The sequence below is a fragment of the Streptomyces sp. NPDC001933 genome (assembly GCF_042890955.1).
Lineage (GTDB): Bacteria > Actinomycetota > Actinomycetes > Streptomycetales > Streptomycetaceae > Streptomyces.
In genome coordinates this window covers 1-21,550 of record NZ_JBIASS010000024.1, presented here as the reverse complement: position 1 = coordinate 21,550, position 21,550 = coordinate 1, and the positions used below count along the sequence as shown (strand labels likewise).

Sequence of the window (21,550 nt, the reverse complement as noted above, 5' to 3'; positions counted from 1 at the left end):
GAGTAGGCCGGTGGCGACAGGGCCCTCGTGGACCCGAGCCGCCGCGCCGTCGCACCGCTCAGGCGTGATGTGCCCCGACCGTCATCCGAGGAAGAGCGGGAACTTCGCGGCCCGTTCGCCCAGTGCCGCCTGCTCCGCGCCGGTCGGCGCACGCCGTCCCGTGCCGACCAGCAGCGCGTCCTTGTCGGAGAACGACGCGGGGAACGCCGCCCCGGCGATGGTCTCCAGCATCTCCCGCGCCCCGGCGAGCCCCTCCGCAGGCGGTTCGGCCGCGCCCGGAACGTACGCGCCGAGGTCGAGGTGGTGCAGCGTCCACTCCAGGACGTACGCACGGAGGTAGTCGCCCGCGGTGAGAACCACATCACGGGTGCCGACCCGGAGAGCCGGGTCGGCGAGTGCGGCGGCGCGGCCGGCGGCGGAGCCGACGTCGTCGAGGTGGAACTTGAGCAGGCGCGGCTCCTCGTACGCCGCGGCCAGCCGGACGATCAGCGCATCCAGCGGATCGTCGCCGGTCGGCGGCGTCCTCGAGACGTTCCAGTAGGTCACCGCGTCGCGGGTCGGTTCCGTCCCTGCGGGCGTCGCAAGGGTGATCAGGACGTCCTGGGCATCGATGACCAGATGGCACACCAGGTCCCTCACCAGCCAGCCGGAACAGCCGGACGGCCGCGCGAAGTCCTCGTCCGGAAGTTCGGCGACCGCCGTACGCAGCGCGGTCCAGGAGCGTGAGAAGAGATCCACATCGGCAAGGTAGTGCGGTGCGGCGAGGACGGTCCAGTTCCACAGAGGTCCAAGGACACGGAATTGGCCTTGGCGTACGGCTCCGCACCGTACGTATGGTCGCGGCATGAGGATTCGAATCGTCGACACGTTCACCGACCGCCCCTTCACCGGCAACCCGGCGGGGGTCCTGGTCCTGGATTCCGACACCTTCGCCGACGACGATCGCCTCCAGCGGATCGCCATGGAAGTGAACCTCTCCGAGACCGCCTTCGCCCATCCACTGCCTCCGGGCGGCGAGGCCGACTGGGCGCTTCGCTGGTTCACCCCGACCACGGAGGTCGACATGTGCGGGCACGCCACCCTCGCCACCGCGCACGTCCTGCACACCACCGGGACGGCGAGCGGCACGGTGCGCTTCGCGGCCCGCTGCGGGATCCTCACCGCGACCGCCCGCCCGGACGGCGCGATCACCCTCGACTTCCCCACGTCCCCGTTGACCCCCGAGGCCACCCCGGCCGGGCTGGCCGCCGCCCTGGGCGCGGAACCGCTCTCCGTCCACGACACCGGCCCGCACATCGGCGACCTGCTCGTCGAACTGTCCGACGAGGCGACCGTACGAGGGCTGACCCCCGATATCACCAGGCTGGCCGACGTGTCCCGGCGGGGCGTCATCGTCACAGCAGCCGCGCAGGACCCGGCCCGCGGCTACGACTTCGTCTCGCGCGGCTTCTTCCCTCGCGTCGGGATCGACGAGGACCCCGTGACCGGCAGCGCCCACACCGCCCTGGCACCCTTCTGGTCGGCCCGCCTCGGCCGTGACGAACTGACCGGCCTACAGGCTTCCGCCCGTTCCGGCCTGGTACGGACCGCTTTGCGCGGCGACCGTACTCTGCTGACGGGCGACGCCGTGACGGTCATCGACGGTGAACTGCTCACATCGCTCTGAATCCTCGGACGAGGGTGCGGGGTCCCGAGGACCGCTCCACCACTTCCCCGCACCCTCCCCTGCACGCGTCCCGCATCCCGCAACCTTCACGGCCTTCACGGCGTGGGCAACCAGCCCACCTTCCCCGCCAGCAGCGCGTATCCGACGAACGCCCCGATATCCAGCAGCGCGTGCGCCGCGACCAGCGGCCCTACCCGCCCCCAACGCCGGTACAGCAGTACGAAGACGACACCCATCACCATGTTCCCGATGAAGCCGCCGATCCCCTGATACAGGTGGTACGAGCCGCGCAGTACCGAACTGGCGACCAGCGCCGCCACCGGCGTCCATCCCAACTGCCCCAGTCTGCGCAGCAGATACCCGACGACGATCACTTCCTCCACGACGGAGTTCTGGATCGCGGACAGGATCAGGACCGGGAACTTCCACCACACGTCGGGCAGTGACTCCGGGACCACGGTCAGATTGAATCCGGCGGCCCTGGCCACCAGGTAGAAGGCGAGGCCGGCGCTTCCGATCCCCGCCGCGACCATCGTGCCGCGCCCCAGGTCCGGCCACGGCCTGGTGCGGTCGAAACCGATGGCCCGCAGACCGGTGCCCTCCCTGAGCAGCAGATGCGCGACCAGGGCGACGGGCACCAGGGCCGTCGTGATACCGAAGAGTTGCCAGGCGAGATCCAGCCAAGGACGTCCCGGAGCGTACGAGCTGTTGAGCGTCGCCGCCTGATCCTTCAAACCCCCTGGTTTCGTCAGCGATCCGACAAAACTGATCAGGGCAGACACCGCGCTGGCGCCCAATGAGAGAGCCAGCACGATGACCGTTTCGGACCGCAGGATCCGTCGCGAAAAAGCCTCCCGGGAGAAAGAATCAGCCATAAGCCCCGCCTCCACCTGTACACCTGCCTTGAGTTGTGCATTCACGCCCCATCCTGCTCCCCCTCCGGCTAGGGTCTCGAATGCAGGTACGAAGATCATGCGCGACAGGCCGGGGGACAACCACCATTGCCGATGGTGTGGTCCCCCTTTTTCCTTGTTCATCCTCAAGGAGGGGCACCACCGACATGGGACGTCACAGCTTGCCCGATGACTACGCGGGAGACGGAAGCGGGGACGGATCACCACCACGCCGTCGGCGTACCGTTGCGATCGCCACCACGCTCGTCCTCGCGGTGGTGGCGGGCACGGCCGTAGCGGCGCAGGGCGGCCTGTTGTCGTTCTCGAAGAGCTGCGAGGACTCCGCCGTACGTCTGTCCATGATGGCCTCCCCGGACATCGCCCCCGCCGTTCGCGCCATCGCCGACAAGGCGCGCAAGGACGAGGTGCGTTCCGACGGTCGCTGCCTGTACGTGACGGTGGTCGCCCGCGACTCCTACAAGGTTGCCGACGCCCTCTCCGACGGCACCCACACCCCGGACTTCCAGATCTGGCTGCCCGACTCCGACCTCTGGCCCGACCGGGCCAAGGGTTCCGGTGACGGCGTCCCGGTCACACCGGGCGACTCCATCGCGTCCTCCCCCGTGACCCTGGCCATGGTTCCGTCCGCGGCCAAGAGCCTCGGCTGGCCGAAGAAGAAGTACTCCTGGGCGGAGTTGACGGCCGCCGCCATGGAATCGGACAAAGTGCGCCTCGGCTCGGCCGACCCCGCACGCAGCGCCACCGGTCTGCTGGCGCTCACCAGCATCGGTGCGTCCTCCGAGAAGCAGGGCGGAGACAGCGACACCAGGGTCGCGGAGACCGCCAAGCTGCTCGCGCAGCGCATGTCGGACAGTGACACCCAGGTGCTGGAGACCCTGGCACAGAGCGACTCGGGCGCCGAACAGGGCAACCCGGAACGCAACCAGGCGGTGCCCCTCTCCGAGCAGGCGGCGTTCACCCACAACGCGGAGTCGACCGGCAGCGGAAAGCTCGATCTCTTCTACCCCGAGGACGGCACACCGCTGCTCAACTACCCCTACACGATGGTCGACGAGACCACTATGAGCACGGCCGAGAGCCGGGCGGCGCTGCGGTTCAGAACTCTGCTGGACGAACCCGCCTCGCAGGCCACGCTGGAAAAGCACGGCTTCAGGAACGTCGACGGCACCGCGGGCGAGTCGGTGGTCGCTCCGGCCGGCGGCAAGAAGCCCCAGCCCTACGCCACCGCGGCCGCCGCCGCACCGACCGCCGAGGAGCTCCAGCAGACCCTCGGCATGTGGACGATCACTGTCCAGAGCGCCCGGCTGACCACGGTCGTCGACGCCTCGGGGTCCATGGCCACGATCGTCCCCGGACGCAACCAGTCCCGGATGGATGTCACCAAGGCGTCCCTGATCCAGGCCCTCAACCAGTTCACCCCGAACGACGAGATCGGGCTCTGGGAGTTCGCCACCAGGCTCGACGGCGACAAGGACTACCGCAAACTGGTCCCGGCCACCAGGCTGGGCGATCCGGCGAAGGGCGGCAGCACCCACCGCGAGAAGCTCTCCGCGGCCTTCGCGGCGCTGCAACCCGTACCGGACGGCGCGACCGGTCTCTACGACACCATGCTCGCCGCCTACAAGGACGCCCAGGCGACCTATGTGAAGGGCAAGTTCAACGCGGTCGTGATCCTCACAGACGGCTCGAACCAGGACAGCGCCTCCATCTCCCGCAGTGCACTGATCGCGGAACTGAGGCGGATCGCCGATCCGGAGCGTCCGGTGCCGCTGCTCGCCATCGCGGTCGGTCCCGAGGCCGACCGCGATGAGGTGAACGAGATAGCGAAGGTGACCGGCGGCGGTGGCTACCAGGTCATCGACCCGGCCGAGATCCAGACGGTGATCCTGCAGGCCATCATGACAGCCGGCCAGAGCGGTCACTCCGGCCAGGACTAGGGCCTGTCCGACCCTGATCCGCCGGACAGGCCCTGGCCCCGGACACGGCCGGTCCCGACCGGCCGTACCGCGCGGGGAGCCGGGCCACGGCATCCGCGGTGCCCTCGTCAGGGCTTGGGAGCACCCGTCGGCCAGCTGTGCACGGGCTCCCCGCTGTGCATCAGCTCGGCGTACCGCCGGGTTGTCGCGGCCAGCGCCGCGTGCCGGTCGAGCCCTGCCTCCCGTGCCCGGTGGTAGGTGTCCGCCTGCCAGGACGCCCCGTTCACCCGTCGTTTGCAGCGCTCCTCGATCACACCGAGGTAGCGGTCGCGGTCAGCGGGCTCGATGTTCCAGGCATCGAGCCCCGCCGCGGCCAGCGGCAGCAGCTCGTCCCGTACCAGCTTGACGGCGGGCACCCGGGTGAGCCCGCCCGCGCGGCCGGGACGCGGCCAGGTCAGCTCCGCGTCGATGCCCAGCCGGCACGCGGTGTCGAAGTTCTCCTCCGCCGCGGCGAACGGCAGCCGCGTCCACACCGGACGGTGTTCCTCGGCAAGCGCCCGCACGAGCCCGTAGTACAGGGCCGCGTTGGCGATCAGATCGGTGACCGTGGGTCCCGCGGGCAGGACCCGGTTCTCCACCCGCAGATGGGGTACGCCGTCGACCAGCCCGTACACGGGCCGGTTCCAGCGGTAGACCGTGCCGTTGTGGAGCACCAGTTCCTGCAACCGCGGCACCCCGCCCTCGTCCAGGACCCGCAGCGGCTCCTCCTCGTCGCAGATCGGGAGCAGCGGCGGGAAGTAGCGCAGGTTCTCCTCGAAGAGCTCGTACGCAGAGCCGATCCACCGTTCACCGAACCAGGTCCTGGGCCGCACTCCCTGGTTCCGGAGTTCGGGCGGCCTGGTGTCGGTGGCCTGCTGGAAGAGCGGAGGCCGCGACTCCCGCCACAGCTCCCTGCCGAACAGGAACGGCGAGTTGGCGCCCAGTGCGATCTGGACCCCGGCGACGGCCTGGGCGGCGTTCCACACGGCCGCGAATCGCGCCGGTGTCACCTGCAGGTGGAGCTGGACCGAGGTGCAGGCGGCCTCCGGGGTGATCGAGGCGGAGGTGGACACCAATCGCTCCACGCCCTGGATATCGAGGGAGAAATCCTCGCCCCGGGCGGCCACGATTTGATCGTTGAGCAGTGTGTAGCGGTCCGCGTTCGAGAGGTTCGCCGCGACGAGGTCCTCGCGGCGCAGGGTGGGCAGAATACCGATCATCATGATCCCCGCGTCGACCTCGCCCGCCTTCCGGTGGGCATATCCGAGCCCGGTCCTGAGCTCTTCGGCCAACTGGTCGAAAACCTGCCCGTCCAGGCGGTGCGGGACTATGTTCACCTCCAAATTGAACATCCCGAGTTCCATCTGGAAATCACGGCTCGCGATGCGCGGGAGGACCTCCCCATTCATCATCTTCGGCATGCCGTCGGCGCCCGCGAGATTCAGCTCGATCTCCACGCCCATGAGGTTGCGCGGCCGGTCGAACCTCCGCTCCTCCAACAGCCGCTCCAGCCCCTCCAGGCACTGGTGGAGCTTCCTCCGGTACCCCTGCCGATCGGACAGGTCAAAGGCGCCCGCCACGACCTTCTCCCCCATCGGAGCGTCCCTCCCTCAAGTGGGCGGCCCGCGGCCCAGGCCGCTCGCGTCACGATCGATAATGCCCAGGCCGGGTGATCCATAACGCCCCCGCGAACGCCGCGGACCCAGTAATCTGAGTGCGCCCGCCCGGGGCACATTCCATGGGCATGGTGCAGCACCGGTTTCCCCGCCCGGCGCACGCTGAATACACGGTCGCGTTTCAGCCGTCCACGCCCGGGGAAAAATCCCAGGCGGCGGCTGCGCCGCTGACGCAAAATCAGCAGATTCTCCGCATAATAAAGTCTCGATACCGCCTTGTCGGCAATACCTGCGACGGCTAGTGGAATCACCGCGTGAACACGTGTCGTATAAACTCCGCGGACGAGGCAGAGAGTTGACGCACCGGCCCAGTCACCGGCCTCCTCTGGCCCCGCATGCCGACAGCGCCGTCTGCACCCGCCCACGCACCACCGTGTCTCCGAAGTGAGAGGCGACCCACTATGCCGCTGCATGTTCCCCCGGCTCCCGCGCCCGCTCTGCGCAGCGTTCTCGCGGCACTCGGTTCACCCACCGCAGTCCGTGAGGCCCGCACCCCAGCCCTCCGATCCGCCGAGGGACCGCTGAGCCCCGAACTCCCGCTCCCCGTCCATGTACTGGACCGGATCGGGCCGGGCGGACTCGCTCCCGCCACCAGGCTGGCCGGGTGGCGGTTCCTGATCCGCGGCTCGGAGCAGCCCGTCGCCGCGGCGGACACCATGCTCACTCCGGACGGCTGGACCTTCTCGCACTTCTTCGAGGGCCCCTACATCGCCTCGACCGAACTCGCCCTGCGCCAGGCCGAAACGGTGACCAGTCACTACCAGCCACGGCTGCTGTCCATTCCGGAGCTCTACATGCTCGCTCTGTGGCTGCACGGCGACGCCGAGGCCGACGCCGCCGGCGGGGCGCTCGCCCCCGCCGATCTACTGGTCCCGCTGGCTCCCGCCCCGCCGGGCATCGCGGCCCATCGCCCGCACCGTGTCGCCGATCTGCTGCGCGTGATGACGCTGCGCATCACCCCCGGCCCCGGCCCCCTGCTCGGATCACCGGCCTGAGGACCGGACCCCGTACGAGAACGCTGTGCCCCGCCACCGTCCCTGGTGGCGGGGCACAGCGCTGAGGGGGCGCACTTCGGTGCCCGACCGGACTAGCCCGGTCCGGCCACCCCGAACCACCCGAAGTGACAGTGCAGTTGCGGTGAACCGTCCGCGTGGGTGACGCGTCCTTCGAGTAAGGACAAGTGCTGCTGCGAAATCCCTGCGGAATGACGCCCGTGGGGCAACACTGGGACCGGACCGATCGATACGGGGGGCGGCCATGAACACCTCATCCAGCCGCAGGACATTCACTACAACGCAGCGAAAGAACCCAGCCATGTGCCAGCACCAGCCACCATGCCCGACCGCCGATTCAGCCGACCGGGAAGCCGCCCGCCTGACGGCCCACCACCCGGAGCAGGGCTGGAGCCTGCTGTGCAACGGAGTCCTGCTCTTCGAGGACACCGGTGAGCTGCTCCCCGACGGTCAGATCATCGCTCCGCACCGGCCCCTGGGGACCGACCGGGTGATGAGGGCCGCCTGACCGCGGCCGGTACGAGCTGGGGCCGGCCCGGAGAATTCTCCGAACCGGCCCCGACGCATGCCCGCGTCACTCCCCCGCGCTCATGACTCAGTTGTCGTACTCGTCCAGCGGCGGGCAGGAGCAGACGAGGTTGCGGTCGCCGAAGGCGCCGTCGATCCGGCGCACCGGCGGCCAGTACTTGTCGGCGGCCGAGACGCCGGCCGGGAAGACCGCCACCTCACGGCTGTACCCGTGCTTCCACTCCCCACCCAGCATCGCCGCGGTGTGCGGAGCGTTGTGCAGCGGGTTGTCGTCCGCGCTCCACTCACCGGAGGCCACCTTCTCGACCTCGCCGCGAATGGCGATCATCGTGTCGCAGAACCGGTCGAGCTCCGCAAGGTTCTCGCTCTCGGTCGGCTCGATCATCAGCGTCCCTGCGACCGGGAACGACATGGTCGGCGAGTGGAAGCCGTAGTCGATCAGACGCTTGGCGATGTCGTCGACGCTGACGCCGGTGGCCTTGGAGATCGGCCGCAGGTCCACGATGCACTCGTGCGCGACCAGACCGGCCGGGCCGTTGTACAGGATCGGGTAGTGCGGCTCCAGACGCTTGGCGATGTAGTTGGCCGCGAGCACGGCAACCTGCGTGGCCCGCTTCAGGCCCTCCCCGCCCATCAGCCGTACGTACGCCCAGGAAATGGGCAGGATGCCGGCCGAGCCCCACGGAGCGGCCGAGATCGGTCCGACCCCGGTCTCCGGGCCCGCGGCGGGCTGCAGCGGGTGGTTCGGCAGGTACGGCGCGAGGTGCGCGCGCACCCCGACCGGGCCGACGCCGGGGCCGCCGCCGCCGTGCGGGATGCAGAAGGTCTTGTGCAGGTTCAGGTGCGAGACGTCGCCGCCGAAGCGGCCCGGCTTCGCGAGGCCCACCAGCGCGTTGAGGTTGGCGCCGTCGACGTACACCTGACCGCCGGCGTCGTGCACCTCGGCGCAGATGTCGGCGACGTGCTCCTCGAACACACCGTGCGTCGACGGGTACGTGATCATGAGTACGGCGAGCTCGTCGCGGTGCTTCTCGATCTTGGCGCGGAGGTCCTCGACGTCCACCTCGCCGTCGTCGGCGGTCTTCACCACGACGACCTTCATGCCGGCCATGACGGCGCTGGCCGCGTTGGTGCCGTGCGCGGAGGACGGGATGAGGCAGACGGTGCGCTGGTCGTCACCGTTGGCCCGGTGGTACGCGCGTACGGCCAGCAGGCCCGCGAACTCGCCCTGCGATCCCGCGTTCGGCTGGATGGAGACCGCGTCGTAGCCGGTGACCTCGGCGAGGCGCTCCTCCAGCTCGCGGATGAGGGTGAGGAAGCCCTGGGCCTGCTCGGCCGGTGCGAAGGGGTGCAGCGCGCCGAACTCGGGCCAGGTGATCGGCTCCATCTCGGTGGTCGCGTTCAGCTTCATGGTGCAGGAGCCGAGCGGGATCATGCCGCGGTCCAGCGCGTAGTCCCGGTCGGCGAGCTTGCGCAGGTAGCGCAGCATCGCGGTCTCGGAGCGGTGCTGGTGGAAGACCGGGTGGGTGAGGATCTCGTCGCTGCGCAGCAGCGCCTCGGGCAGCGTGTCGCCGACGGTGGCGTCCAGCGCCTCGATGTCCCCGTCGGCGCCGAAGGCGGCCCAGACGGCGGCGATCTGCGTACGCGTGGTGGTCTCGTCGCAGGCGACGGAGACCAGGTCGGCGTCGACGAGCCGCAGGTTGACCCCGTGCTCACTGGCGGCGGCGACGGTCTCCGCCGCCTTGCCCGGGACGCGCACGGTGAGGGTGTCGAAGAAGGCGCCGGTCACGACGTCGACCCCGGCGGCGCGCAGGCCCTCGGCCAGGATCGTCGCGTAGCGGTGGGTGCGCCGGGCGATCGTCCGCAGCCCGTCCGGGCCGTGGTACACCGCGTACATTCCGGCCATCACGGCGAGCAGCACCTGGGCGGTACAGATGTTGCTGGTGGCCTTCTCGCGGCGGATGTGCTGCTCGCGGGTCTGCAGGGCCAGCCGGTAGGCCTTGTTGCCGTCCGCGTCGACGGAGACACCGACGAGGCGGCCCGGAAGGCTGCGGGCGAACTTCTCGCGCACGGCCATGAATCCTGCGTGCGGTCCGCCGAAGCCCATCGGCACGCCGAAGCGCTGCGTGGTGCCGACCGCGATGTCCGCGCCCAGGTCACCGGGCGAGGTGAGCAGGGTCAGGGCGAGCAGGTCGGCGGCGACCGTGACGATCGCGCCCAGCTCGTGGGCCTGATCGATGACGGGCTTGATGTCCCGGACCGCTCCGGAGGCGCCCGGGTACTGCACCAGCACGCCGAAGACACCGCGCTCGGCGAGCTCCGCCGGGATGCCCTCGGACAGGTCGGCGACGACGACCTCGACGCCGGTCGGCTCGGCGCGGGTCTCTATGACCGCGACCGTCTGCGGCAGGGCGTCGGCGTCGACCAGGAAGACGCCGTCCTTCACCTTGCCGACGCGCCGGGAGAGCGCCATGGCCTCGGCGGCCGCGGTGCCCTCGTCGAGCAGCGAGGCGCCGGAGGTGGGCAGCCCGGTCAGCTCGGCGACCATGGTCTGGAAGTTGAGCAGCGCCTCCAGGCGGCCCTGCGAGATCTCCGGCTGGTACGGGGTGTAGGCCGTGTACCAGGCGGGGTTCTCCATGACGTTGCGCAGGATCACCGGCGGGGTGAAGGTGCCGTAGTAGCCGAGCCCGATCATCGGGGCCAGCACCTGGTTGCGGTCCGCGAGCTCGCGCAGCTCGGCGAGAACCTCGGCCTCGGTGCGAGCGGACGGCAGTGCGAGCGCCTCGGCGCTCTTGATCACATCGGGCACCGCGGCGGCAGTGAGTTCGTCCAGCGAGCCGTAACCGACCTGGGCGAGCATCTTCGACTGCGCCTCGTCATCGGGACCGATGTGGCGCTGCTCGAACGGAATGCCCTGCTCCAGCTGGGAGAGCGGAGTGCGACGGGGGGTCATGGTGGAGGCCTCCTGGTCTGTCACGACCTGCGAGGGGCACCACGGCGCGGGTGCCCGAACGGCCTCCCCCTCTGTCATCTCAACCTGAGAGCTTCACCGGCGCGCCTTGCGGCGTACCGGCTTTCACCGTCGGTGAGGAAGGGAATCGCACCGGCACTCGGCCGCACGAAACCCGCCCTGCTTTCCAGAGTGACCTCGTCCGTGCGGTACGGGGGCCTGAGAGATTCCGGGGAGGATTTGCTCCTTCGGCGCCTTCGGATCAACTCCGGAGGACTCTCCCGCACGGGGTCAGCAGCCAGCACCAGCCTACCAGCGGGGTTCGTGGCTGATTTCTCGAGTGGCCAACCACCCGGATCTGCCTTTTTGTAGTGCTTGTGGAGTAGCCGCGACCAGTGGGAGGGACCGTGCAGACCGACATCGATCCGCGCCGCCTGATCGGCCGCAAGGCGTTCGACCGCAAGGGCACCAAGATCGGGACCGTGGACGAGGTGTATCTCGACGACGCGACCGGTGTGCCCGAGTGGGCAGCCGTACGTACCGGACTCTTCAGCCGGGACGCGTTCGTCCCGCTGGAACCCAGCGAATTCGTGGAGGACACGCTCCGCATCCCCTTCGACCGTGCGCTCATCAAGGACGCACCGGACTTCGGTGTCGGCCGTCATCTCTCGCCGGAACAGGAGCTCCAGCTCTACCGGCACTACGGTCTGGACTCCCCGCCCGAGGAGATCGGTCCGGACAAGGACTTCGGCAGGCTGGCCGGCCAGGACGAGTAGTCCACCGGATCCCTCACCAACGGCAGTGGATCGGCGGGCCGCAGCTCCGGGTCGTCGATCCGGAACGTACGCACCCGGCCGGGCGCCGACCCGGGCTCCTCGAACCGCACCGTCACCCGGCCGACGCCACTGCCCTGCACCCAGCCATGGCCGTACGTCCCGTGGTGTACGTCGTGTCCGGCGGGCCAGCGCCGGGCTGCGCGCTGCTCGGCGGTCTCCGGGGCCTGCGCCCGGGGACCGCCCGGCGGCTCGTCCCCGTCGTCCCCCGCCGGTACCGTCCCCTCCGCCGATTCCTCGGCCGATTGACCGGCGGCTTCCTCGGCCGCGGACCGCTCACCGGCGGCCTGGGCGAAGAGATCCTCCTGGGTGTAGTCGGCGAGCCCCGTCACGCCCACTCCCAGGAGCCGGACACCTCCGGTGGTGTCAACGGCCTCCAGGAGCCGTGCGGCGGCCTCACGGACCACCGTGGGGTCGTCCGTGGGCCCACGGAGCGTCTCGGACCGCGTGAGCGTCGAGAAGTCGTACCGGCGCACCTTCAGCACCACCGTGCGCCCGGACCGCCCCGCGCCCCGCAAGCGCTGGACGCACCGGTCGGCCAGCCGCTCGACCTCCGTCCTGATCCGCACCCGGTCGTGCAGGTCGGCGTCGAAGGTGTCCTCGACGGACACCGATTTGGCGTCCCGCTCCGCGACCACCGGCCGGTCGTCGTACCCCAACGCCATGTGGTGCAGCGAGCCGCCGTGCGCCTTCCCCAGCAGGCGTACGAGCTCGTCCTCGCCCGCCTCGACCAGGTCGTCGACCGTCGTCATCCCCGCACGGCGCAGATGATCCGCCGTCGCCGGCCCGACCCCGGGGAGAATCCGCACCGACATGGGTGCGAGCAGCGCCCGCTCCGTGCCCGGCTCTATGAGCAGCAGGCCGTCCGGCTTCGCCTCCTCCGAAGCGATCTTGGCCAGCATCTTGGAACCGGCGAGCCCGACCGAGCCGGTGAGCCCGGTGACCGCCTTGATGGCCGTGCGCAGCTGCTCACCGATCTCCCGCGCCGAAGCCGCGTCGTCGGCCGTCCCCCCTGCCTCCAGGTCCACGAAGGCCTCGTCCAGGCTGAGCGGCTCCACCAGCGGCGAGAGCCGGGCGAGCAGCTCCATCACCTGGTCGCTCACGGTCCGGTACAGCTGGAAGCGGGGCACCAGATAGGCCGCGTTGGGCGCCAGCCGCCGCGCCTGCGCCGTGGGCATCGCCGAGTGCACCCCGAAGCGACGGGCCTCGTACGACGCGGTGGCGACGACTCCGCGCGGCCCGAGCCCGCCCACCACGACCGGCTTGCCGCGCAGGCTGGGCTTTGCCGCCTGCTCGGCGGAGGCGTAGAAGGCATCCATGTCCAGATGCAGGATGGTGGGCGCGGCTCTCACATCAATCGATGCTGCCCTACGGCACTGACAATCGCCGCGCCCGGACCGCGGGCCGCGTCAGCCGGCGCGGTTGCGCCGCCGCGCGAGCTCGTCGGTGGGGTTGTTCCCGATAAGGGTCTCGCCGGTGTCCACCCGCTCGCCGTGCAGCTGCGAGAGCGCGGCGTCGACGTCCTGCCACACCACACCGACCGCAATCCCGAAGACCCCCTGGCCACCCTGGAGCAGGCTGACGACCTCGTCGGGCGAGGAGCACTCATAGACCGTCGCCCCATCGCTCATCAGCGTCATCCGCTCGAGGTCCTGGAACCCGCGGGCCCGCAGATGCTGCACCGTGGTGCGGATGTTCTGGAGTGCCACGCCGGTGTCCAGGAAGCGCTTCACGATCTTCAGCAGGACTACGTCCCGGAAGCTGTAGAGCCTCTGTGTGCCGGAACCGTACGCCGGACGCACGCTCGGCTCCACCAGCCCCGTGCGCGCCCAGTAGTCGAGCTGCCGGTAGGTGATCCCGGCCGCCGCGCAGGCGGTCGGCCCGCGGTATCCGATGTCGTTGGCCGAAGCCACTCCGTCCCCCGCCACCGCCGCCGGTTGAACCGGTTGCACGATGGTGTGGTCGGCTGTACTCCCCTGCTGCGGATACGGCCCACCCGCTGCCGTACCGTCGCCGCTGCTTCTCACGCCGACCTCCGTCCTTGACCTGCCATCTCGAAGGTAGGCAGTCACTCGGGGTGCGTCAACGATCGCCACACTCGGCACGCCGAGTGATAATCACCCTGAGGGTGGTTTCCCGTGTCTCTCGAGCGGGAAAGGCTTGCCGGATGCGCTGACGGCGACCCCGAAGAACGGTCACTGACTGTTGGTGCCGAAATCCTCCGGGGAGATCTGATCGAGGAACTCGCGGAATTTCTCCACCTCATCCTCCTGTTCGTCCGGGATGGCGATGCCTGCGTCGTCGAGCACCCCGTCACTGCCGTAGATCGGCGTTCCGGTGCGCAACGCGAGCGCTATGGCGTCGGACGGCCGCGCGCTCACCTCGACCCCGCTGGCAAAGACCAGCTCCGCGTAGAAGACCCCTTCCCGAAGGTCCGTAATGCGGACCTCGGTGAGCTCCTGGCCGACGGCCTCGAGCACGTCCTTGAAGAGATCATGGGTCAGCGGCCTGGCCGGAGCCATGCCCTGCTGGGCGAAGGCGATCGCGGTCGCCTCACCAGGACCGATCCAAATGGGGAGGTACCGGTCGCCTCCCACTTCACGCAGGAGCACGATCGGTTGGTTCGAGGGCATTTCCACCCGGACACCCACAACGTCGAGCTCGTTCACACAGCAACCCTAGGACGTGCCCGGCAGGTTTGGGTAGTCGGGCAGCCTGGCGATCAGTGGAGCCGGATGTGCAGGGCGCTCTGTACCAGGGCCGAATGAAGCCTCACGGACAGCTCCGCGAGTTCTTTCGCAGTGGCCTCCGCATGGGCTCTGGTCTGCGGATTCCGGTGCCTCCGCAGGGGTGCGACCACCTGCTCGATGAGCCCGACCTCGCGATCCGCAGCGGCCCGCATGGCACGCAGGTGACGCGGCTCCAGACCGAACCTGCCCAGATCCGCCACAAGCCTGGCCACGGTCACCATCTCGGCGTCGTAACCGCCCTCGGCGGTCGGAACCACCAGTCCGTACGACTCCCACTCGTCGAGGTCGCTCTCGGTGACCTCGGCGGCCGCCAGCAGCTCCGCACGGCCGATCCGGGCCGCGGTGGCCCGTCCCGGCTCCGCGTCCCAGCCGCCGCCGGTCAGGTCCCGCGGGCCGCCCCCGGAAGGCAGGGCGGCCTGTTCACCACGGGCGAGGGCATCCAGATGCTCGCGGATGACCTTCAGCGGGAGGTAGTGGTCCCGCTGCATGCGCAGCACCTGCGCCAGCCGCTCCACATCGGCGCCGCGGAACTTGCGATAGCCGGAAGGGGTCCGCTGCGGCTCGACGAGCCCTTCGGCCTCCAGGAAGCGAATCTTGGAGATCGTGACCTCGGGGAACTCGTCCCGCAGCCGCAGGAGCACCGTGCCGATGCTCATCGGGCGGTCGTCGGCGGAGGCGGTGCCGCTCACGGCACCGCCCGTCGGTGTTCTCAGCATGGACCTTCCCTGACGGGTCAGATACCGCGCTGGCTCGCGTAGAAGACCAGCCGGTACTTACCGATCTGGACTTCGTCGCCATTGGACAGGGCGACGGAGTCGATGCGCTCACGGTTGACGTAGGTGCCGTTGAGGCTGCCCACGTCCCCGACCGTGAAGCTGCCGTCGGGGCTCCTGCGGAACTCCACGTGCCGACGCGACACCGTCACGTCGTCGAGGAAAATGTCGCTCTGCGGGTGGCGGCCGGCCGTGGTCAGCTCACCGTCCAGCAGGAAACGGCTGCCGGAGTTCGGACCACGACGCACCACCAGGAGCGCCGAGCCGAGCGGAAGGGCATCCACGGCGGCCTGAGCCTCGGGCGAGAGCGACGGCACAGCCGTCTGCCCGGTGGCCTCCGCCTCGTACGCCTCGAGACCGGAGATGGAGATGGTCGACGTCGTCTCCGAGGCACGCTCGGGAACCCCGCCCCTCAGCGGAGCACCGCAGTTGGAGCAGAAACGGCTGGCCTCGGCATTGCGATGCCCGCACCTCGTACAGACCGGCATGGACGAACCCTCCTGCCTGGGGGCGAACTCTCCACCCGAACTCGAGGTCGACGATTCCCCGAAACCTATGCGGCCGGGACCGGCAGGGTCAACAGACGACGCGCCGGATACTCCCGAATTGTCACTGCCCGTACCCGACACCTGATCACGGAAGAGCGGGCGCTCCGTGCCCTGCTCCTCCGCCTGGCCATGGCGCGGCGCGCGATGGCGGGCGGCCTCGTCGCGAGCGCTCTTGCCGAACAACTTCCCAAACAACTTCACGGGCGATTCCCCTTGACCGAAATAGACCCGCCCGTGGGGCAGGACGAACCCTGAATGAACACACCTGCCGACCCGGACATCCTCACAACGTCCGTATCCACTCGACAGTTTCCACCACGCACCACCAATACGATGCGGCGACCCCCCGCAACCTTGCGCCCGTCTCCTCCGCCCCTTCCGCACCGCCGCCTCACGGGGACGACGACCGAGCGTAGTCAGGCTGCTTCGCCGGTCGCAAGGCGTCCACGACGATGTCGTCGGCCTGCTCCACCTGCACGGTGGCCTGCTCCTTCTCCAGCGTCTGCACCACGCCGCCGGGAATGTTCAGCGCCGGCTCCAGATCCTGGGGCTTGCCGATCACCTCGAAGACGTACGGCGCGGTGATCTTGCGGTCGTCAACCCTGACGTTGCCGCCGTCACCGGAGAAGTACGTGTTGGCCACCACGCGCACCCCGTTGACCTCGATCGCCTCGGCGCCCGCCGCCCGCAGCTCCTGGAGCGCGTCGAGCAGCATGTCCGCCTTCACCCCGTTCCCGGGGTCGTTGACGGTCAGCGTGATCCCGGGCCCGTGTGCCGCCACGGTGCCCGCGAGCACGCCGAGTTGCCGCTCCTTCTCCACCGTCTGCTTACGCGCCTCCTCGGCCTGGTCGGAGCTGTTCTCCAGCTCCGTGCGCTGAGCGTCCAGCCGCTGCTTCTCGTCCTCCAGGCGCTGGGTCCGGTCGTCCAGCTCGTCGAGGATCCTGACCAGGTCCTCCTGCCGGGCGCCCCGCAGCGCACTGTTGTCGCTGTTGGACCGCACCTGAATGGCCAGGCCGAGACCGAGGACGAACAGCAGTAGCGCGACGATGAGTTGGGCCCGCGTCACCCGCGGCGGCCAGAGTCCGGCGATCAGCCGCTGACGACCGGTGAGCTCGTTGGCTGAGCCCGCCGCAGGCTCTGCGGCGTGCTCCGTCCCCTCGGGAAGTTCTTCGTTGCTCATCGGCCTCAGGCCCGGAAGACGTGCCGGCGGATGGCCGCGGCGTTGGAGAAGATCCGGATCCCGAGCACGACCACCACACCGGTGGACAGCTGCGCACCGACGCCCAGCTTGTCGCCCAGGAACACGATCAGCGCGGCCACCACGACGTTCGAAAGGAACGACACGACGAACACCTTGTCGACAAAGATCCCGTCGAGCATGGCGCGCAGACCGCCGAAGACTGCGTCGAGGGCAGCCACGACGGCGATCGGGAGATAGGGCTCGACCACCGCCGGCACCTCGGGCCGGACCAACAGTCCGACCACGACTCCCACGACGAGGCCCAGTACGGCGATCACGATGTGCCCTTCCCTGTGTCTGCCGCACCACTGCCGGTGTCTGCGGCCTTGTAAGGCTCTGCTGTACGTACGATCAGGCTCGGCGCGACCGGAAGGCTCACCTTCTGCTGCACGGACAGGCTCGTCCGGACGTCGAAGGTGTCCTTGAGCGCCTGAAGATACTGGCCGTCCGCACTGTCCTGGAACGCGGTGCCGAGTTGCTTCCCGTTCCCCACCGCCAGCACCGTGTAGGGCGGGACGAGCGGCCTGTTGTCGACCAGTATGGCGTCGCCCGCCGCACGGATCGCCGACAGGGCTGTCAGACGCTGCCCGTTGATCGCGATCGCCTCGGCACCGGACTGCCACAGGCCGTTGACGACCCGCTGGAGGTCCCGGTCGCGGACCCGCCCGGTGTCGGCGAATCCACTGGTCTCCCGCGGTCCGCCGCCGCCCTGGTCGGTGTCCTTGGCGTCGTCGATGACGAGCTTCACGCCGGGCCCCTCCACGGGGGTCGCTCCGGCGAGGAGTGCCACTCGTTCCCCCTGGTCCCCACCGTGCTTCTCCAGCGCCTTGCGCTGGCGCCGGCCCACGTCGTCCCGGAGTTCGTCCACCTGCGACTCGAGGTCGTCGGCCGCCGCCGTCTCGTCGTCGATGCGGTCGATCAGCTCCTGGCGCTCCTTGGCGAGGACCGGCGCGGAGACGCGCGCCTCCGCGGCCCCGAGCGTGACGACGAGGGCGGCCAGCACCAGGCAAGCGGCGAGGCCGAGTTTCGACTTGAGCGTACGGGGCAGGCCCGCGGTCCCGTCGGCCTTGCGACGCGCCGAGGCCTCGGCGTATCCGTCGTCCAGGCTGTGGTCCATCACATTGGTCAGCAGCGACATGGACGCATCGGGACGCGCGGGAGGCGAGGCGGTACTCCGATCGGGGGGCTGCTGCGACATGCCGCACATCGTCGCACGTCGCCACGGCTAGCGCCGAATGGCCCCACCGGTGTGCCCGCTGACGCCGCCTGGCGCCACCGGACACACCGGGAGAACCGTCACTGACCTGCGCTGTCCACTACTGCCGCCCATTCGTCCAGCAGCGCCTGCGCGGAGGCGTCGTCCGGACCTTCGGCCCACAGATGGGTGACCGCTTCGGCCGGGTCCGGCAGCACCATCACCCACCGCCCGTCGGCCTCGACCACCCGCACCCCGTCCGTCGTATCGACGCTGCGGTCACCGGCGGCCTCCACGACCCTCCGCATGACCAGCCCCTTGACTGCCCAGGGGGTGGCGAGATCACGGCGCAGGACATGGGCACGGGGGATGCGGGCATCGATCTGGCTCAGGGTGAGCTGGGTCCTGGCCACCAGGCCGAGGAGCCGGACGAACGCAGCCGATCCGTCGAAGACGCTGCTGAATTCGGGAACGACGAAGCCCCCGCGCCCGTCTCCACCGAAGATGGTGCCTTCCTCACGTGCCACGCGGGTCAGGTCGTCGGGCGATGTCGTCGTCCATTCGACCTGCGTGCCGTGGTACGCCGCGACCTGCTCGGCGACGCGTGTCGTGGTGACCGGCAACGCCACCCGCCCGCTGCGCCGCTCGGCTGCCACGAGGTCGAGCAGCACGAGGAGCGCCCGGTCGTCCTCGACGATCCTGCCCCGCTCGTCGACCAGGGAGAGCCGCTCGCCGACCGGGTCGAACCGCACGCCGAACGCGGCCCGCGCCGAGGAGACGATCTCGCCGAGCCGTACGAGTCCCGAGCGTCGGGTCTCGGCGGACTCGGTGGGTCGCGATTCGTCGAGGCCGGGATTGATGGTCAGCGCGTCGACACCGAGGCGTCCCAGCAGGCTGGGCAGCACGAGCCCGGCACTCCCGTTGGACGCGTCGACGACCACCTTGAGACCCGCATCGGCAATCCCCGCGGTGTCCACGTTCCGCAGCAGCGCCCCGGTGTACGAGTCGAAGACGCTGGACGGGAAGTGCAGATCGCCGATCTCGCCCGGGAAGGCACGGCGGTATTCCTGACGTGCGTAGACCCGGTCCAGCTTCCGCTGCCTCGCCTGTGACAGGTCCGCTCCGCGCTCGTCGATGAACATGATGTCGACCGAGTCGGGCACGCCGGGAGACGTACGGATCATGATCCCGCCGGCGCTGCCCCGGGCGGTCTGCTGGCGCGCGACGGGCAGCGGTACGTTCTCCAGGTCCCGGACGTCGATGGCGCTGGCCTGAAGGGCCGAGATCACCGCTCGCTTCAGGGCACGGGCACCGCGGGAGTGGTCACGTGCGGTGGTGACCGTCGAGCCCTTCTTCAGGGTCGTGGCATAGGCGCCGGCGAGCCGGACGGCCAGTTCCGGGGTGATCTCGACGTTCAGGATCCCGGACACACCGCGGGCGCCGAAGAGATGAGCCTGTCCGCGCGATTCCCAGATGACCGAGGTGTTGACGAAGGCGCCGGCCTCGATGGTCTTGAACGGGTAGACGCGGACATTGCCTTGGATGATCGACTCCTCACCGATCAGGCATTCGTCCCCGATGACCGCGCCGTCCTCGATGCGGGCCGCCCGCATGACGTCGGTGTTCTTGCCGATCACGCAACCGCGCAAATTGCTGTGCTGACCGATGTAGACGTTGTCGTGCACCACGGCCTTGTGCAGGAATGCGCCGCTCTTGACGACGACGTTCGATCCGATGACCGTGTGCTCGCGAATCTCCGCTCCGGCTTCCACCTTCGCGTAGTCCCCGATGTAGAGAGGTCCGCGCAGAACCGCGTCGGGATGTACCTCCGCGCCTTCCGCGACCCATACGCCGGGCGAGATCTCGAAGCCGTCGATGTCGACATCGACCTTGCGTTCAAGAACGTCGGCCTGTGCCTTCACGTAGCTCTCGTGGGTGCCCACGTCTTCCCAGTAGCCCTCGGCCACATAGCCGTAGATGGGCTTGCCTTCCTTCATGAGCTGCGGGAAGACATCGCCGGACCAGTCCACCGAGACGTCGGCCGCGACATAGTCGAATACCTCGGGCTCCATGACGTAGATGCCGGTGTTGACGGTGTCCGAGAAAACCTGACCCCAGGTGGGCTTCTCCAGGAAACGTTCGACCTGGCCGCCCTCGTCCACAATCGTGATGCCGAATTCCAGAGGATTCGGCACACGGGTCAGACACACCGTGACGAGACCGCCCTTTTCCTTGTGGAAGGCGATCAGATCGCTGAGATCGAAATCGGTGAGAGCATCACCGGAAATGACGAGGAAGGTGTCGTCCTTCAGCGCTTCCTCGGCATTCTTCACGCTCCCCGCGGTACCGAGAGGTTTCTCCTCGTTGGCATAGCTGAGCTCCATCCCGAGCTCTTCGCCGTCCCCGAAGTAGTTCTTGACCAGCGAGGCGAGAAACTGGACCGTTACGACGGTCTCATTCAGCCCGTGCCTCTTCAACAGCCGAAGCACGTGCTCCATGATCGGCCGATTGGCGACGGGCAGAAGCGGCTTGGGCATGCTCGAGGTCATGGGGCGAAGGCGTGTGCCTTCGCCGCCAGCCATCACGACGGCCTTCATGTCGGAAACGTCCTCCTTGAAGAGACGACGGTCTAGCCGACTTCGCCCGTCGGGGCACCATCCGGGACATCAGCGGCGGGCCGGCCACACTGCACGGCATCGCATCAACGAGCTCAATCGGCTGCTACATCCGCCTTGACGAGCCGGCGGACCTGAACCACGTAGAGGATCCCTGCCCACCAATAGAGCGTTGTACCCCAACCTGCGAACGCCCATCCGAAAATAGCGGCCAGCGATGCAAGCCAACCACTTCCGTCGCTGAGCAGCAACAAGGGGAACGCGTACATCAGGTTGAACGTGGCAGCCTTGCCCAGGAAGTTCACCTGGGGCGGCGGATAGCCGTGGCGCCGCAGGATTCCTACCATCACGAGGAGCATCAGCTCACGTGCGACAAGTGCTGCGGTCAGCCACAGCGGCAGGATCTCCCGCCAGGTGAGGCCGACGAGGGTCGAAAGGATGTAGAGGCGATCCGCAGCAGGATCCAGGAGCCGGCCGAGGTTGCTGATCTGGTTCCACCGGCGGGCGAGCTTACCGTCGAGGTAATCGCTGATACCGCTGAGCATCAACACCAGCAGGGCCCAGCCGTCGCTCTCCGGACCGCCGAACACAGGGCGAAGAATCAGCCACAGGAAGAGCGGAACCCCGACAAGGCGAGCCATGCTGAGGATGTTGGGGATGGTGAGTACCCGGTCCGTCTGAACCCGAGTCTCCTGGACCTCCACCCGGGGGCCTCCTGTGAAGAAAGTGCCAATGATGCCCCCTGACCTTACCCTCAGCCACCGCTCGCGGATGCACAGGGGTGAGGCAAGGACCTCGTGAACGCAGAAAAGCCCCGTGTCCACAAGGACACGGGGCTTTCCCGTAAAAGGAGTTCGGCGGCGTCCTACTCTCCCACAGGGTCCCCCCTGCAGT

Annotated in this window: 19 protein-coding genes and 1 riboswitch; of the genes, 5 read left to right on the top strand and 14 right to left on the bottom strand. The window is 69.0% G+C overall.

The genetic code is table 11. The features are described from left to right. Nucleotides 1–81: 81 nt before the first annotated feature. Entirely contained in the window at nt 82–738 is a 657-nt protein-coding gene (locus ACFYY7_RS37635; protein ID WP_388668465.1) for a maleylpyruvate isomerase N-terminal domain-containing protein, read from the bottom strand. Between the two features lie 106 nt (nt 739–844). On the opposite strand from ACFYY7_RS37635, the gene ACFYY7_RS37630 reads away from it, so the two are divergent. Further along, nucleotides 845–1,666 (top strand): PhzF family phenazine biosynthesis protein, encoded by an 822-nt coding sequence (locus tag ACFYY7_RS37630; RefSeq protein WP_388668462.1) that lies wholly within the window; start codon nt 845–847, stop codon nt 1,664–1,666. A 95-nt stretch (nt 1,667–1,761) separates the two neighbouring features. Here ACFYY7_RS37630 and ACFYY7_RS37625 read toward each other — a convergent pair whose 3' ends face one another. Continuing rightward, nucleotides 1,762–2,541, bottom strand: coding sequence for a CPBP family intramembrane glutamic endopeptidase (locus ACFYY7_RS37625; RefSeq protein ID WP_388668588.1), 780 nt, complete (start codon nt 2,539–2,541; stop codon nt 1,762–1,764). A gap of 185 nt (nt 2,542–2,726) precedes the next feature. Here ACFYY7_RS37625 and ACFYY7_RS37620 point away from each other — a divergent pair, with 185 nt between their 5' ends. Continuing rightward, nucleotides 2,727–4,517 carry a substrate-binding and VWA domain-containing protein gene (locus ACFYY7_RS37620; protein ID WP_388668459.1) on the top strand — a complete coding sequence of 597 codons (1,791 nt, stop codon included), beginning with the start codon at nt 2,727–2,729 and terminating at the stop codon, nt 4,515–4,517. A gap of 107 nt (nt 4,518–4,624) precedes the next feature. Here ACFYY7_RS37620 and ACFYY7_RS37615 read toward each other — a convergent pair whose 3' ends face one another. Then, on the bottom strand, nt 4,625–6,130 hold the full coding sequence (locus ACFYY7_RS37615) for a glutamate-cysteine ligase family protein (protein WP_388668456.1): 1,506 nt from the start codon (nt 6,128–6,130) through the stop codon (nt 4,625–4,627). A 482-nt stretch (nt 6,131–6,612) separates the two neighbouring features. On the opposite strand from ACFYY7_RS37615, the gene ACFYY7_RS37610 reads away from it, so the two are divergent. Together ACFYY7_RS37610 and ACFYY7_RS37605 are read left to right on the top strand one after the other, a co-directional pair. After that, nucleotides 6,613–7,206: a hypothetical protein gene (locus ACFYY7_RS37610; RefSeq protein ID WP_266735537.1), complete on the top strand. Its 594-nt coding sequence runs from the start codon at nt 6,613–6,615 to the stop codon at nt 7,204–7,206. 319 nt (nt 7,207–7,525) lie between these two features. After that, nucleotides 7,526–7,732, top strand: coding sequence for a DUF5999 family protein (locus tag ACFYY7_RS37605; protein ID WP_311203086.1), 207 nt, complete (start codon nt 7,526–7,528; stop codon nt 7,730–7,732). Between the two features lie 87 nt (nt 7,733–7,819). Here ACFYY7_RS37605 and gcvP read toward each other — a convergent pair whose 3' ends face one another. Beyond that, nucleotides 7,820–10,705 (bottom strand): aminomethyl-transferring glycine dehydrogenase, encoded by a 2,886-nt coding sequence (gene gcvP / locus ACFYY7_RS37600; protein ID WP_388668452.1) that lies wholly within the window; start codon nt 10,703–10,705, stop codon nt 7,820–7,822. A gap of 194 nt (nt 10,706–10,899) precedes the next feature. Continuing rightward, nucleotides 10,900–10,996: riboswitch (glycine riboswitch) on the bottom strand. A 113-nt stretch (nt 10,997–11,109) separates the two neighbouring features. Here gcvP and ACFYY7_RS37595 point away from each other — a divergent pair. Continuing rightward, nucleotides 11,110–11,478: a PRC-barrel domain-containing protein gene (locus ACFYY7_RS37595; RefSeq protein WP_388668449.1), complete on the top strand. Its 369-nt coding sequence runs from the start codon at nt 11,110–11,112 to the stop codon at nt 11,476–11,478. Here ACFYY7_RS37595 and ACFYY7_RS37590 read toward each other — a convergent pair. From ACFYY7_RS37590 to ACFYY7_RS37545, 10 genes are all read right to left on the bottom strand, one after another. Next, the gene (locus ACFYY7_RS37590) at nt 11,403–12,887 is read right to left on the bottom strand and encodes a DNA polymerase IV (protein WP_388668446.1); all 1,485 of its coding nucleotides are present in this window, start codon (nt 12,885–12,887) and stop codon (nt 11,403–11,405) included. The two genes, ACFYY7_RS37595 and ACFYY7_RS37590, sit on opposite strands and share 76 nt — an antisense overlap. A gap of 57 nt (nt 12,888–12,944) precedes the next feature. Continuing rightward, on the bottom strand, nt 12,945–13,562 hold the full coding sequence (locus ACFYY7_RS37585; protein WP_266735544.1) for a MerR family transcriptional regulator: 618 nt from the start codon (nt 13,560–13,562) through the stop codon (nt 12,945–12,947). A 168-nt stretch (nt 13,563–13,730) separates the two neighbouring features. Continuing rightward, a complete protein-coding gene (locus tag ACFYY7_RS37580; RefSeq protein WP_006123076.1) occupies nt 13,731–14,204 on the bottom strand; it encodes a bifunctional nuclease family protein in 474 nt (157 codons plus the stop codon). A 53-nt stretch (nt 14,205–14,257) separates the two neighbouring features. Further along, nucleotides 14,258–15,001 (bottom strand): MerR family transcriptional regulator, encoded by a 744-nt coding sequence (locus ACFYY7_RS37575; RefSeq protein WP_388668443.1) that lies wholly within the window; start codon nt 14,999–15,001, stop codon nt 14,258–14,260. 17 nt (nt 15,002–15,018) lie between these two features. Beyond that, the gene (locus ACFYY7_RS37570; RefSeq protein WP_266735547.1) at nt 15,019–15,807 is read right to left on the bottom strand and encodes an FHA domain-containing protein; all 789 of its coding nucleotides are present in this window, start codon (nt 15,805–15,807) and stop codon (nt 15,019–15,021) included. 190 nt (nt 15,808–15,997) lie between these two features. After that, a complete protein-coding gene (locus ACFYY7_RS37565; protein ID WP_388668440.1) occupies nt 15,998–16,786 on the bottom strand; it encodes a DUF881 domain-containing protein in 789 nt (262 codons plus the stop codon). A gap of 5 nt (nt 16,787–16,791) precedes the next feature. Beyond that, complete coding sequence (locus ACFYY7_RS37560) at nt 16,792–17,124, bottom strand: small basic family protein (RefSeq protein WP_003970459.1); 333 nt, start codon at nt 17,122–17,124, stop codon at nt 16,792–16,794. After that, nucleotides 17,121–18,044 (bottom strand): DUF881 domain-containing protein, encoded by a 924-nt coding sequence (locus tag ACFYY7_RS37555; RefSeq protein ID WP_266735551.1) that lies wholly within the window; start codon nt 18,042–18,044, stop codon nt 17,121–17,123. Before ACFYY7_RS37555 ends, ACFYY7_RS37560 begins: the two co-directional genes overlap by 4 nt. Before the next feature lie 98 nt (nt 18,045–18,142). Then, nucleotides 18,143–20,638 (bottom strand): sugar phosphate nucleotidyltransferase, encoded by a 2,496-nt coding sequence (locus ACFYY7_RS37550; RefSeq protein WP_388668437.1) that lies wholly within the window; start codon nt 20,636–20,638, stop codon nt 18,143–18,145. Nucleotides 20,639–20,751: 113 nt separating this feature from the next. Then, nucleotides 20,752–21,360 (bottom strand): CDP-alcohol phosphatidyltransferase family protein, encoded by a 609-nt coding sequence (locus tag ACFYY7_RS37545; protein WP_351264670.1) that lies wholly within the window; start codon nt 21,358–21,360, stop codon nt 20,752–20,754. Between the last annotated feature and the right edge of the window lie 190 nt (nt 21,361–21,550).

What these genes read in the sequence shown, in the direction of transcription:
- ACFYY7_RS37630 (WP_388668462.1), top strand. Translation starts at nt 845, where the DNA reads ATGAGGATTCGAATCGTCGACACGTTCACCGACCGCCCCTTCACCGGC.
- ACFYY7_RS37625 (WP_388668588.1), bottom strand. Translation starts at nt 2,541, where the DNA reads ATGGCTGATTCTTTCTCCCGGGAGGCTTTTTCGCGACGGATCCTGCGG.
- ACFYY7_RS37620 (WP_388668459.1), top strand. Translation starts at nt 2,727, where the DNA reads ATGGGACGTCACAGCTTGCCCGATGACTACGCGGGAGACGGAAGCGGG.
- ACFYY7_RS37615 (WP_388668456.1), bottom strand. Translation starts at nt 6,130, where the DNA reads ATGGGGGAGAAGGTCGTGGCGGGCGCCTTTGACCTGTCCGATCGGCAG.
- ACFYY7_RS37610 (WP_266735537.1), top strand. Translation starts at nt 6,613, where the DNA reads ATGCCGCTGCATGTTCCCCCGGCTCCCGCGCCCGCTCTGCGCAGCGTT.
- ACFYY7_RS37605 (WP_311203086.1), top strand. Translation starts at nt 7,526, where the DNA reads ATGTGCCAGCACCAGCCACCATGCCCGACCGCCGATTCAGCCGACCGG.
- gcvP (WP_388668452.1), bottom strand. Translation starts at nt 10,705, where the DNA reads ATGACCCCCCGTCGCACTCCGCTCTCCCAGCTGGAGCAGGGCATTCCG.
- ACFYY7_RS37575 (WP_388668443.1), bottom strand. Translation starts at nt 15,001, where the DNA reads ATGCTGAGAACACCGACGGGCGGTGCCGTGAGCGGCACCGCCTCCGCC.
- ACFYY7_RS37565 (WP_388668440.1), bottom strand. Translation starts at nt 16,786, where the DNA reads ATGAGCAACGAAGAACTTCCCGAGGGGACGGAGCACGCCGCAGAGCCT.
- ACFYY7_RS37555 (WP_266735551.1), bottom strand. Translation starts at nt 18,044, where the DNA reads ATGTCGCAGCAGCCCCCCGATCGGAGTACCGCCTCGCCTCCCGCGCGT.
- ACFYY7_RS37550 (WP_388668437.1), bottom strand. Translation starts at nt 20,638, where the DNA reads ATGAAGGCCGTCGTGATGGCTGGCGGCGAAGGCACACGCCTTCGCCCC.